The organism is Pseudomonas sp. NPDC087639 (genome assembly GCF_044743385.1).
Classification (GTDB): Bacteria; Pseudomonadota; Gammaproteobacteria; order Pseudomonadales; family Pseudomonadaceae; genus Aquipseudomonas.
In genome coordinates, this window is sequence record NZ_JBIUWI010000097.1 from 1 (window position 1) to 12,432 (window position 12,432).

Here is a 12,432-nt window from a genome sequence, read left to right on the forward strand (position 1 = left end):
GTGCTGTCGACCCAGCACGATCCGGGCATCAAGCAGAAGGATCTGGTCGAGGGCGTGTACGAGCACATCCTCAAGCCGGTGCTGCCGAAGGCGTGGCTCGAGAAGCTGCCGAAGAACAAGGTGCACATCAACCCGACCGGCATCTTCGTGATCGGAGGCCCGGTCGGCGACTGCGGCCTGACCGGCCGCAAGATCATCGTCGACAGCTACGGCGGCATGGCCCGTCACGGTGGCGGCGCGTTCTCCGGCAAGGATCCATCGAAGGTTGACCGTTCGGCGGCCTACGCCGGCCGTTACGTTGCCAAGAACATCGTCGCTGCCGGCCTGGCCGAGCGTTGCGAGATCCAGGTTTCCTACGCGATCGGTGTGGCCCAGCCTACCTCGATTTCGCTGAACACCTTCGGCACCGGCAAGATCAGCGATGACAAGATCGTCAAACTGGTGCGTGAAGTGTTCGACCTGCGTCCATACGCGATCACCACCATGCTCGACCTGCTGCACCCGATGTACCAGGAAACTGCAGCCTACGGCCACTTCGGCCGTGCTTCGCAGACCAAGACTGTTGGCGAAGACACCTTCACCACCTTCACCTGGGAAAAAACCGACCGCGCCGACGCTTTGCGTACTGCTGCCGGCCTGTAATAACCTGGCTGCATGAAAAGCCCCGCACGGTTTGCGCCGTGCGGGGCTTTTTTGTGCCTGAAATGCGACTCCTGAACCCAAACGGATAAACCTGTGGGAGCGGGCTTGCCCGCGAAGAGGCCTGCAAGAGCGACATCAATTTGCGCATTGAAACACTCCGCAAAACACCACGCCGACCCAACTCAAAAACCTCGCCTAGCCTTCAAGCATTACCTTTGAGCAAGGACGCTCACGATGCATGCCACGCTGCGCCTGTTGATTACTTTTCTGCTGTCGCTCCCTACTCTAAACGCCTACGCCGAATGCCCGAATTGGCCACCCGCCCAAGCCCAACGCGAAATCACCGCTCTGCAAAAGCAGCTCGACCAATGGGACGACGCCTACCACCGCGAAGGCCGCTCATTGATTGCCGACGAACTTTACGACCAGTCGCGCGTGCGGCTCAGCGAGTGGCGAGGCTGTTTCAAATCGCCAGCGACGATCGAGCCTGTGCGCACGGTCTCCGGCGCTGTCGCCCATCCAATCGCCCACACCGGCCTGGATAAACTTCACAAAGCCGAGGCCGTGCAAGCCTGGCTGCTTGATCGCCAAGGGGTATGGGTACAACCCAAGGTCGACGGCGTGGCGGTGACGCTGATTTATCGCGATGGACTTTTGCAGCAAGCGATCAGTCGCGGCGACGGCGTCAGCGGGCAGGACTGGACGGCGTCGGCGCGCATGATCGGCGCTATTCCTCAGCGACTGAAACAACCGCTGGATCTGCTCGTGCAGGGCGAACTCTATTGGCGTCTGACCGAGCATGTTCAGGCTCAAGCCGGCAGCGTCAACGCCCGCGCCACCGTGGCTGGTCTGATGGGACGCAAATCGCTGAGCGCTGAACAAGCCGCCGGGATCGGGCTGTTCGTTTGGGACTGGCCGCAAGGGCCAGCAGACTTGCCTGAAAGGTTATCGAGATTGGCGGCGCTGGGGTTCGCCGCAACAGAACCCTACAGCCATCCCGTCCCGCAATTCGTCGAGGCACAAAAATGGCGCGAGCATTGGTATCGCTCTCCCCTGCCATTCGCCACTGACGGTGTGGTTTTGCGCCAGAGCCAGCGCCCATCCGCCGAGCGTTGGCAGGCGCGTTCGCCGTACTGGGCCATCGCCTGGAAATATCCATTTGCCCAGGCACTGGCCGAAGTGCGCAAAGTGAATTTCAAGATCGGTCGCACCGGGCGCATCACGCCGGTGCTGGAACTGACGCCCGTCATGCTCGATGACCGGGAGATCAAACGGGTCAGCGCCGGCTCACTCAAACGCTGGCAGGAGCTGGACATCCGCCCCGGCGATCAAGTGGCAATCAGTCTCGCCGGCCTGACGATTCCGCGACTCGACAGCGTTGTATGGCATAGCACTGAACGTGCGGAACTCAAAATCCCCAGCGCCAGCGACTTTCATGCCTTGAGTTGCTGGCAACCTACACCCGGTTGCGAAAGTCAGTTTCTCGCCCGCCTGACCTGGCTCAGTGGCAAGCAAGGACTGGCCATGCCGCATGTCGGTCGCGGCACCTGGGAGAAACTTCTCGAAACAGGCCGTCTGAACTACCTGCTGGATTGGTTGACCCTCGACGAGCCAGAGCTTGCTAACATTGCCGGCTTCGGCGAACGCAGCAGCGCGCGCCTGATGCACAGTATTCACAGCGCTCGCCAACGGCCGTTTGCCCAATGGCTCAAGGCCTTGGGTTTACCGCCGACCGGTCAGGCGCAACTCCCTGACTCGTGGCAGTTGCTGGTACAACGTGACACCGAACAATGGCAGGCAGAACCCGGCATCGGCCCCGGTCGCGCGGCGCAATTGAGCGCATTCTTCCGCGACCCGCAGGTGCTAGCCTTGAGCGAAACTTTACACGCCGCCGGAATTGACGGTTTCTGAACATGCAATCCCGGCACGCCGGGAACCCGTCGGCCACTGAGGCGCTCCAACAGCGCAGTGCCCAACCGACCCGATTGTCTTTGCACATGGAGCTTTTATGAAATTTCTCGCACCGCTCGCCCTGCTCACCCTCTGCGCCGCCATGGCCGCTCCCGTGATGGCCGACGAAGATGCTCCGGGCCTGACCGGTTGCGCTGCCAAGAAGCAGGGCATCATCAACCAGATCGAACAGGCCAAGTCGCGCGGTAATGCCGATCAGCAGGCGGGCCTGGAAACTGCTCTGCGTGAGGTCACCGAACATTGCACCGACGCAGGCCTGAAAAAGGAACGCGAGAACAAGGTGCTGGAAGCCAAGCACGAAGTCAGCCAGCGCCAGGCTGACCTCGACAAAGCCATAAAGCGAGGCGACCCGGAAAAGATCGACAAGCGCAAAAACAAGCTCGCCGAGTCGCGTAAAGAGTTGCGGGACGCACTGGATCAGATCGATAAGTAAAAAATCAAAAGATCGCAGGCTGCGATCTTTTAAATCTCAATGATCGCGAAACTCTTTATGGCAAGCGCTGCAGGCATCTTCGACTTTCTGCACCGCAGGCCCGAGATTACTGGCCTTGTAAGGCTGAACCTTGCTGGCGATCACCAATTCACCGGTGGCCGCTTCAAGGTTGCGAGCCATTTCCTGAAAGCGGGCCTGCTTTTGCCAGACATCGTCCTTGGCACTGGTGTGATCTTCTTCGCGAACCTGCGGAAAATGCTTCCACGGCTCATGGGACAGCGCATCGAGTTTCACCGCACCCTCGGCGAATTTCGGTCCGTCGAATGGAATGCGTCCACGCAACATGCCACCCAGGTCTTCGCCGGTGTTGAGCATCTGTTTGAAGATCGCCTTGCGTTGCCCCAGCGGAGAATTCGGATCGACACCGCCACAGGCGGACAAGGTCAGACAGGCCAGCAATACAACAGAAATACGTTTAAGAGTCATGGTGGCTTCAGGTCACGGAAATCGGCGGCCAGTATCCCCGCGTCACCGATAAACACCAATAGCCCTATTAAAAATACGGGTTGCTTGAGCGCATGGAGCACTGAGGCAACCGGCACAGGAATCACTGCATGAACAGCCGTTTCAAGGCCTGGCGTCACCCACTGATCACGACCCTGCCATTGCTGGCCATTCTTGCCGGCTGCACCGGTGGCGACAGCGCCAAGCCGAAAACCCATGCGCTAGCCACTTATTCCACCGCGACGTGGGAAGCACTGCCGGCGGTGTCCGACAGCGATCTGGTCGCCGGTTTCGGTTCGTGGCGCAGCGCCTGTACTCGACTCAAGGCCGATCCGGTCTGGGGCACTACCTGCGCAGCGGCAGCCAACGTGCCGCAGAGCGCCAACGAGATCCGCGCCTTTCTGAAACAGAATCTTGATGTCTTCGGCCTGCGCGCCGAGAACGACAACCCCAACGGTCTGATCACCGGCTACTACGAGCCGGTCTACCCCGGCAGCCTTACACCAACCGAAACGGCGAACGTACCGGTTTACGGCGTGCCCGAGGACATGATCATTGTTTCGCTGGACAGTATTTATCCGGAGCTTAAAGGCAAGCGCCTGCGCGGGCGCCTGGAAGGTCGGGTGCTCAAGCCGTACGACGACTCAGCGACCATTGAATCGAAAGGCGTGAAAGCACCGGTGGTGGCCTACCTCACCGATCCGATGAACCTGCAATTCCTGCAGATCCAGGGTTCCGGGCGGATCCAGACACAAGACGGGAAACAGCTCCGCATCGCCTACGCCGACCAAAACGGCCATCCGTACCGGCCCATCGGCCGCTGGCTGGTCGAGCAAGGCGAGCTGAAAAAAGAAGACGTGACCATGGGCGCGATCAGCAACTGGGCCAAGGCCAACCCGTCGCGCATCCCGGAATTGCTGGGCAGCAACCCGAGCTACGTGTTCTTCACCCGTAACCCCGACAGCAACGAAGGCCCGCGCGGATCGCTGAACGTGCCACTCACGGCCGGCTACAGCGCTGCAGTGGATCGCAAAGTTATTCCGTTGGGCAGCCTGTTGTGGCTATCGACCACTCGCCCGGATGGCACGGCACTGGTGCGGCCAGTGGCAGCGCAGGATACCGGCGGTGCGATTGCCGGCGAGGTGCGTGCGGATCTGTTCTGGGGCACCGGTGATGCGGCCGGGCAATTGGCCGGGGACATGAAACAGCAGGGGCAGATCTGGATGCTCTGGCCAAAAGGCGCGGCGTTGCCGCAAGTGCCGCAGGTGGCTGATAAGCCATAAAAGCAAAAGATCGCCGCCTGCGGCAGCGCCTACAGGGAAACGCGAAGTCCTCTGTAGGAGCTGCCGCAGGCGGCGATCTCTTGATCCTGTTTTTCTACACAGACACAAAGAAGAACGAAGCAATCAACCCCATCCCCACAAACCACACCAGCGAACGCAGAACCGCCCAGTCCGCCAGGTAGCAGATGATGTACAGCAGGCGACTGGTGATAAACAGTACCGCCAGCACATTCACCGTCACCAGCTCTGCAGTCCCCACCAGATGCGCGACGATCACCGCCACGGCAAACGCCGGCATCACTTCGAAACTGTTCAGTTGCGCCGCATGCGCCCGCCGGGCCACACCATCAACGCTGTCGAGAAAATCCCGGGGATCGTGATTGTCCCTCAGCCTGAAACCGCCCGAGGCCTTGGCCACAATCGTGCACACATACGGCAAGAAGATCGCGATCAACACACACCACAGAGCCACCGTCATAACGCCGTCCTTTTTTCGAGTTATAGAATTCGCGGGCGGTCAGAACTTCATCACCAGCATGCCGATCAGCACCAACCCACAGGCTAAGAGCCGTGGCCGGCCAAAAGGTTCTTTCAGGTAGCGCATGCCGAACAGCACCACCAGAATCACACTGATCTCGCGCAACGCCGCCGCTTCCGCAATCGAGCCCAACTGCATCGCCCATAGCACCAGAGCGTAGCTGAACAACACGCAGAATCCGACCGTCAGCCCCAGCTTCCATTGTTCACGCCAGAACTGCATGAACGCCGGGCGTTTGGCGACCCACGCCAGCAGCGGAAACGGCCAGGCGCTGAGCAGCGTGACCCAGACCAGATAATCCAGCGGATGCGACCAGCGCCGCAGCGCCTGCCCATCGATGTAGGTGTAGCTACCGATGCACAGGCCAATCAGCGCAACCACCGGCAGCATTGACCATGGCAAATGCTTCCCGCCACCGCCCTGCCACAGCAGGCAAACCATGCCGAATGGAATCAGCATGATCCCGAAGATCTGCTGCGTGGTCAGCACTTCACCGGCAAAAATCAGGGTCAGCGCCAGCACCACCAGCGGCGACAAACCACGCATCAACGGATAGACCAGCCCGAGGTCGCCGACCCGATAGGCCTGAATCAGCAGATAGCGATAGAGCAACTCGAAGGCTGCCGAAGCGAGAATCCACGGCCAGATCTGCGCAGGCGGCAAACTCACGAAGGGCAGCGCAATGGCGACAACCAGCAGCGCCACGGTGTCCATGCACGCCACCACCAGCAGCCGTTCGGCGCTGAATTTGATCAGGGTATTCCACGCCGCATGCAACAGCGCCGCCACCAACACCAGAGCTGTCGCCAACACGTTTCACTCCTTGATTTTTATGGTTGACCCTACACCAATGTGTGCGGCTGACCAACTGAGGGGACACAGTTGTGTCCCCGCCCCGAATCAACCCATCCAACCCTTGCCCCGAAGAATCGGTGCGCTGTCTTTCCACTCCTCATCCAAAGGACCCCGGATGCTTGAACTCGTAGCCGCTTTCATCTGCCTCACCACCCTCCTCACCTTCGTCAATTTCCGCTTCATCGGCCTGCCACCCACCATCGGCGTGATGGTCACCGCTCTGCTGTTCTCCCTGCTGCTGCAAGGCCTGAGCCTGCTCGGCTATCCAGGCCTCGAAGAACGCGTGGAACAACTGATCGGCCAGATCGACTTCGGCGATCTGCTGATGAACTGGATGCTCTCGTTCCTGTTGTTCGCCGGCGCCCTGCACGTCAACCTGAACGACCTGCGCAGCTACCGCTGGCCCATCGGCCTGCTGGCAACCTTCGGTGTGTTGATCGCCACCGCCGTGATCGGCAGCCTCGCCTATTACATTTTTGCCCTGTTCGGCTGGCACGTGAGCTTCCTCTACTGCCTGCTTTTCGGCGCACTGATTTCCCCGACCGACCCGATCGCGGTGCTCGGCGTATTGCGTACCGCCAACGCTTCGAAACCACTGAAAACCACGATCGTCGGCGAGTCACTGTTCAACGACGGCACTGCGGTTGTGGTATTCACCGTGTTGCTGGGCATCGCCCAACTCGGCGAGACCCCGACCGTCGGCGCCACCGCCATGCTGTTCGCTCACGAAGCCATCGGCGGTGTGCTGTTCGGTGGGCTGATCGGTTATCTGGTCTACCTGATGATCAAGAGCATCGAGCAACACCAGATCGAAGTGATGCTGACGCTGGCACTGGTGATCGGCGGTTCGGCGATGGCGTCCGAGCTGCACGTCTCCGCGCCGATTGCGATGGTGGTTGCCGGTCTGATCATCGGTAACCTGGGCCGCAACCTGGCGATGAATGACATGACGCGCAAATACCTCGACGGTTTCTGGGAGCTGCTCGATGACATGCTCAACGCGTTGCTGTTTGCGTTGATCGGTATGGAACTGTTGCTGCTGCCGTTCAACTGGTTGCATGTGGCAGCAGCAAGTTTGCTGGCGGTGGCGATTCTGTTGTCACGTCTGCTGACCGTGGCCCCGGCGATCCTGCTGCTGCGGCGTTGGCGCACAGTGCCGAGCGGCACCATCCGGATCCTGACGTGGGGCGGTTTGCGCGGTGGTGTTTCAGTGGCACTGGCGCTGGCCCTGCCGCTGGGCGCGGAACGTGATCTGCTGCTGAGCATCACCTACATCGTGGTGCTGTCGTCGATCCTGTTGCAGGGTCTGACCATCGGCAAACTGGTCAAGCACGCGACTCGCAACGAGCCGGGTGATGTGACGCAACCCGCACACTGACGCCTCAACGCGGCACCGTCGCGGAGTCCTTCACGACGCACTGCCCAGCAGGTCAAGCAGATGCCGCATCGCCAACGGGCGGTGCGGTGTCGAACCATGCATCACCACCAACTCCCGCGTATAACGCTGCCCGCCGCCCACCGGCATGACGCACAAGCCGTCCAGTGCCATCCCTGCCCATTGCGGCACCAGCGATACCCCCATCCCCTGTGCGACCAGCATGACAATGGTCTCCAGCGCATCCAGTTCGCACAGCACATTCGGCTCGATCACCTGTTCATCGAGGTAGCGCTGGGCAATCTGCCCACCCCAAGAGCGCGCGTCATAACGAATGAATGGATGTTCGCGCAGCAGCGCTTCAAGTGACTGCCCGGCATGCCTGGCCGGGGCAACCAGAATCAGCGGCTCGACCTTGAGCACAGTCAGCGCCAAGGCTTTCGGCGGCTGGAACGGTGGCCTGACCAGAATCGCCGCGTCCAGCTCCCCAGCGAGCACCTTCTCATAAAGACTTTTTGAATCGCCGGGGGTGATCTTCAGCTTTAAATCCGGTGCCGAAAGCGCCAGTCGCTCGATCAAGCCCGGCAACACGCCGGTCAGCGCGGTGGAAATTGCGCCGATCGTCACTTCACCGAATAGCCCATCGTGGTGCAGGTCGCCGTGTAACTCCTGCGCCAGTTCGATGATCGCCCTGATCTTCGGCAGGATCAGCAAGCATTGGTCCGAGGGCCGGGCGGCGTGCGCGGTACGCAGCAGTAACGTGCAACCCAGCGCGCGTTCGAGCGCCTGGACACGCTGACTGATTGCTGCTGCGGTGCGATTTTCTCGCCGCGCGGCCGCCGCAATCGAACCGGCTTCAACCACCGCGACCAGACTGTTCAAGAACCTGACATCCATAAGTTTTCCTTTCGCTCAGAACAAGGCGAAGCCGTTATGCCCCGCCGCACGGTCTGTTTACCCTGAGCGCTCCTTCACTTGGGGACATCACATGAACAGACCTTTTCACGCTGCATACCATGTTTGCGACCTGGAACAGGCGCGGACTTTTTATCGAGATGTGTTGGGCTGCACCGAAGGCCGCAGTACCGAGACCTGGGTCGACTTCGATTTTTTCGGCAACCAGATCTCGCTGCACGTGGGCACGCCTTTTGCCACCACGCGCACCGGCCAAGTCGGCGAGCACAAAGTGCTGATGCCACACATTGGCGTCGTGCTGCCGCTGGAGGAGTGGCTGGCGTTGGCCGAGCGCCTGAACCGCCTAGGCACTGTTTTTGAAATTCCACCGGTAATCCGCTTCGCCGGCGAACCCGGCGAGCAGCGCACGATGTTCTTTCTCGACCCCAGCGGCAACCCGATTGAGGTCAAGGGTTTCAAGGATTTCGCTGGTCTTTTCGCACACTGAGCTTCCCCCCAACAAACACAAGAAAAAAGGGGCAAAACATGACTACCAGGAAACCTACCAGCCTTGTCACCCGCATCATGATCGGGCTGGCGGCCGGAATAATCGTCGGCATCCTTCTCAACCAGTTTCCCGAACACAAGCTCTGGTTCATCGACAACCTGCTGCAACCGGCAGGCGATCTGTTCATCAGACTGATGAAGATGATCGTCGTACCGCTGGTCTTTGCGTGCATGGTAGTCGGCATTGCCGGGGCAGGCAGCACCAAGGCTCTGGGGCGAGTCGGGATCAAGACGCTGGTGTATTTCTTCACGATCACCAGCATCGCCATTGTCTTCGGCCTGATCGTCGGCAATGTATTCCAACCGGGTGCTGGAGCCGACTTCAGCAGCACCCTGCAATCACCGGTAAGCGGTCTGGTCAGCACGGGCGAAACGCAGAACCTGGGCCGCACCCTGGTCAACATCGTTCCGGACAACATCGTGCTGGCCATGTCCCAGGGCAAACTGCTGTCAGTGCTGTTTTTCGCCATCCTGTTCGGCTGCGCCTTGTCGATGCTGCCAGAGCAGCAAAAAGCACCGTTGATCGCCGTGATGCAGGCAGTCTCGGACACCATGTTCAAGGTCACGCATCTGGTCATGCACTATTCGCCGATAGGGATCTTCGGCCTGATCGGGGTGACCGTGGCCAGTTTCGGTCTCAGTGCCTTGCTGCCGCTGGCCAAGCTGATTGGTATCACCTATGTGGCGGTACTTCTGTTCGCGCTGTGCGTGCTGGGAGTGGTGGCGCGAATGGCCGGCGTCCGGTTTTTCCACCTTGTGCGAGAGATCCGCAGTGAGCTGCTATTGGCTTACAGCAGCGCCGCCTCGGCCACGGTGATGCCGCAACTGATCGAGAAAATGGAGCGATATGGGGCGCCACGCCCAATCACCAGCATGGTCATTCCACTGGGTTACTCGTTCAATCTCGACGGCGCTTCACTGTTCGCCGGGCTGGGCACGCTGTTCATCGCCCAGGCCTACGGCATCGACCTGGGTCTGGCCGATCAGGCGATGCTGGTGCTGATCATGGTGTTGACGTCCAAAGGCGCGGCGGGGGTTCCGGGCTTCATGTTCATCATCCTGACCGCCACCCTGACCGCCGCCGGCTTGCCAGTGGAAGGCGTGGCCATCATCGCCGGTGTCTACCGATTGATGGACATGCCGGTGACCGCGCTCAATGTGCTGGGCAACGCCTTGGCGCCGCTGGTCATCGCTCGCTGGGAAGGACAGCTCAAGGCCCCTGAGAGCGAGCCGGTTACAGAACCGCTCAGCCCGCCGTTCAAGGCCTGAAACTATTGCGTCTTGCGGTCGGAATCATCGTCGCGGGGTTCGCCAGTGTCTGGTTTATCAGCCTTTGGCGCCCCGCTCTCGCTGCGGATCTGTGCATGACTGATCAGGGCAAAAATGAAACTGCCGCCGATGATGTTGCCCGCCAAGGTCGGCCCGGCGAACACCATCCAGAAATCACTCCACGGCAATTCGCCGGCAAACACCAGATATGACACTTCTGCCGAACCCACCACGATGTGGGTGAAATCGCCGAGCGCCATGAGGTAGGTGATGAGGATGATGATCCACATCTTCGCGCTCTCCATGGACGGGATCATCCAGACCATGGTGGCAATCATCCAACCAGAAATAATGCCCTTAGCGAACATCTGACTGGCATGGTTTTCCATGACCTTGCGGCCGATTTCGAGAAAGGCGTGATCCGTCTTGGTGTCGAAGATCGGCAGTTCCAGCATCACGTACGCCACCAGAATCGTGCCGCACAGATTGCCAAACAGCACCACCGTCCAAAGGCGGATCAGCCGGCCGAAATTGAGCAGGGTCGGTTTGGTCATCACTGGCAGCACGGCAGTCAGGGTGTTTTCGGTGAACAGTTGCTGGCGGGCGAGAATCACCGCGAGAAAGCCTGCGCAGTATCCGAAACTGGCAATCACCTTGAATTCGTCGCCGTCGGGCAACCGCGAGGTGAGCAGCCCCATCCCCATCAGCGACAGGCCCATGGTCAGGCCGGCGGCGAGTGCCGACCACCACAGTGCGGCGATGCTGCGCTCCAATTCCTGATCGCCTTGGGAGCGGATGATTTCATGCAGAACCGCCGCGCGGGGCGGCTGGCTTTTCTCGACTTCGTGTTGCTCTTTGGCCGAGAGGTCGGGGGTCTTGCCGTCTGTCGGAGTGGTCATGGCGTGGGAACCGGTTGGGGGCTTTTAGCTACGACCCTTGCCGTTCGGAATACGTTCTGTAGGGGCTCGCATTACTCGCTGACTGATTCATCTTCCTTGAACTGATCTTTGACGTACCTGATCTCCGTGCGCCCGTGCGGTGCCGGCAAGCCGTCTTCGCCCAGATTCACGAAAACCATTTTCTCGACGGTGAGAATGCTCTTGCGGGTGATCTTGTTGCGCACTTCACAGGTCAGCGTGATCGAGGTGCGGCCGAACTCGGTGGCGGTGATGCCCAGTTCGATGATGTCGCCCTGGCGCGAGGCGCTGACGAAGTTGATTTCGGAGATGTACTTGGTCACCACGCGCTGATTGCCCAACTGAACGATGGCGTAGATGGCCGCCTCTTCGTCGATCCAGCGCAGCAGGCTACCGCCGAACAGGGTGCCGTTGGGGTTCAGGTCTTCGGGTTTTACCCATTTGCGGGTGTGGAAATTCATGTTCACTCCTGAGCGTTTGCCGAAAGATGGGCGCCATCTTGGCAGACCGAGCGGTCAGGCTCCATGCGGCTTCGACTATGGTCGCCATTAGCGATCTTCATTTGGCCGACAGAAACCCTTTGGAAGATCAGTCTAGACGGCTATAATCGCCCCCGTTTCAAAACGGTAACCTTCACTTGCTACCGTTCTCCCGCCACCTGTCCGAGGGGCGCTGCAGCAGGTTCATCCTGTCAGGCTCGGATGGGGCGTTGACTGGCCTTGGCCGGACACTAAACGCACAACGGCGCCCATTCGCATACATTACGAATGGAGGCTCTTCATGAGCGCTGTTACCACGCCTGCAGATTTTACCGATTACAAAGTTGCCGACATGTCCCTGGCTGCCTGGGGCCGTCGCGAAACCATCATCGCCGAATCGGAAATGCCGGCCCTGATGGGTCTGCGTCGCAAGTACGCCGGCGAACAGCCGTTGAAAGGCGCCAAGATCCTCGGCTGCATCCACATGACCATTCAGACTGCCGTGCTGATCGAAACCCTGGTTGCCCTGGGTGCCGAAGTCCGCTGGTCGTCCTGCAACATTTTCTCGACTCAGGATCAGGCTGCTGCCGCTATCGCTGCTGCCGGCATCCCGGTTTTCGCCTGGAAAGGCGAGACTGAAGAAGAGTACGAGTGGTGCCTGGAGCAGACCATCCTGAAGGATGGCCAGCCATGGGACACCAACAT

Annotated in this window: 14 protein-coding genes and 1 riboswitch; of the genes, 8 read left to right on the forward strand and 6 right to left on the reverse strand. The window is 60.0% G+C overall.

The genetic code is table 11. From position 1 onward, the window contains the following. The 3 genes from ACIOVB_RS25460 to ACIOVB_RS25470 form a co-directional block, all read left to right on the forward strand. Positions 1–642, forward strand: a 642-nt coding sequence (locus tag ACIOVB_RS25460; protein ID WP_401272039.1) for a methionine adenosyltransferase domain-containing protein, incomplete at its 5' end; no start/stop codon positions are given. 234 nt (positions 643–876) lie between these two features. Further along, positions 877–2,553: an NAD-dependent DNA ligase LigB gene (gene ligB / locus ACIOVB_RS25465; RefSeq protein ID WP_401272040.1), complete on the forward strand. Its 1,677-nt coding sequence runs from the start codon at positions 877–879 to the stop codon at positions 2,551–2,553. A 97-nt stretch (positions 2,554–2,650) separates the two neighbouring features. Then, positions 2,651–3,046, forward strand: a complete 396-nt coding sequence (locus ACIOVB_RS25470) for a DUF1090 domain-containing protein (RefSeq protein WP_401272041.1) — start codon at positions 2,651–2,653, stop codon at positions 3,044–3,046. Positions 3,047–3,082: 36 nt separating this feature from the next. Here ACIOVB_RS25470 and ACIOVB_RS25475 read toward each other — a convergent pair whose 3' ends face one another. Continuing rightward, positions 3,083–3,532, reverse strand: coding sequence for a cytochrome c (locus tag ACIOVB_RS25475; RefSeq protein ID WP_187679707.1), 450 nt, complete (start codon positions 3,530–3,532; stop codon positions 3,083–3,085). Between the two features lie 128 nt (positions 3,533–3,660). Here ACIOVB_RS25475 and ACIOVB_RS25480 point away from each other — a divergent pair, with 128 nt between their 5' ends. Continuing rightward, on the forward strand, positions 3,661–4,833 hold the full coding sequence (locus ACIOVB_RS25480; RefSeq protein WP_187679708.1) for a murein transglycosylase A: 1,173 nt from the start codon (positions 3,661–3,663) through the stop codon (positions 4,831–4,833). 94 nt (positions 4,834–4,927) lie between these two features. Here the strand turns inward: ACIOVB_RS25480 and ACIOVB_RS25485 are convergent, their stop codons facing one another. Together ACIOVB_RS25485 and ACIOVB_RS25490 are read right to left on the reverse strand one after the other, a co-directional pair. Further along, the gene (locus ACIOVB_RS25485) at positions 4,928–5,311 is read right to left on the reverse strand and encodes an MAPEG family protein (protein WP_401272042.1); all 384 of its coding nucleotides are present in this window, start codon (positions 5,309–5,311) and stop codon (positions 4,928–4,930) included. 39 nt (positions 5,312–5,350) lie between these two features. Then, the gene (locus tag ACIOVB_RS25490) at positions 5,351–6,184 is read right to left on the reverse strand and encodes an EamA family transporter (RefSeq protein WP_401272043.1); all 834 of its coding nucleotides are present in this window, start codon (positions 6,182–6,184) and stop codon (positions 5,351–5,353) included. A gap of 157 nt (positions 6,185–6,341) precedes the next feature. Between ACIOVB_RS25490 and ACIOVB_RS25495 the strand changes: the two genes are divergently transcribed. Next, on the forward strand, positions 6,342–7,604 hold the full coding sequence (locus tag ACIOVB_RS25495) for a sodium:proton antiporter (protein WP_187679711.1): 1,263 nt from the start codon (positions 6,342–6,344) through the stop codon (positions 7,602–7,604). A 30-nt stretch (positions 7,605–7,634) separates the two neighbouring features. Here ACIOVB_RS25495 and ACIOVB_RS25500 read toward each other — a convergent pair whose 3' ends face one another. Then, positions 7,635–8,498: a LysR family transcriptional regulator gene (locus tag ACIOVB_RS25500; protein ID WP_401272044.1), complete on the reverse strand. Its 864-nt coding sequence runs from the start codon at positions 8,496–8,498 to the stop codon at positions 7,635–7,637. 91 nt (positions 8,499–8,589) lie between these two features. Here ACIOVB_RS25500 and ACIOVB_RS25505 point away from each other — a divergent pair, with 91 nt between their 5' ends. Further along, positions 8,590–9,003, forward strand: a complete 414-nt coding sequence (locus ACIOVB_RS25505; RefSeq protein ID WP_187679713.1) for a VOC family protein — start codon at positions 8,590–8,592, stop codon at positions 9,001–9,003. 38 nt (positions 9,004–9,041) lie between these two features. Next, positions 9,042–10,331, forward strand: a complete 1,290-nt coding sequence (locus tag ACIOVB_RS25510; RefSeq protein WP_401272045.1) for a cation:dicarboxylate symporter family transporter — start codon at positions 9,042–9,044, stop codon at positions 10,329–10,331. A 2-nt stretch (positions 10,332–10,333) separates the two neighbouring features. Here ACIOVB_RS25510 and ACIOVB_RS25515 read toward each other — a convergent pair whose 3' ends face one another. Both ACIOVB_RS25515 and ACIOVB_RS25520 read right to left on the reverse strand, forming a co-directional pair. Further along, on the reverse strand, positions 10,334–11,230 hold the full coding sequence (locus ACIOVB_RS25515) for a formate/nitrite transporter family protein (RefSeq protein WP_187679714.1): 897 nt from the start codon (positions 11,228–11,230) through the stop codon (positions 10,334–10,336). Between the two features lie 71 nt (positions 11,231–11,301). After that, positions 11,302–11,709 carry a hotdog domain-containing protein gene (locus ACIOVB_RS25520; protein WP_187679715.1) on the reverse strand — a complete coding sequence of 136 codons (408 nt, stop codon included), beginning with the start codon at positions 11,707–11,709 and terminating at the stop codon, positions 11,302–11,304. Between the two features lie 197 nt (positions 11,710–11,906). Continuing rightward, positions 11,907–12,005: riboswitch (S-adenosyl-L-homocysteine riboswitch) on the forward strand. A 23-nt stretch (positions 12,006–12,028) separates the two neighbouring features. Between ACIOVB_RS25520 and ACIOVB_RS25525 the strand changes: the two genes are divergently transcribed. After that, positions 12,029–12,432, forward strand: a 404-nt coding sequence (locus ACIOVB_RS25525) for an adenosylhomocysteinase (RefSeq protein ID WP_401272046.1), incomplete at its 3' end; no start/stop codon positions are given.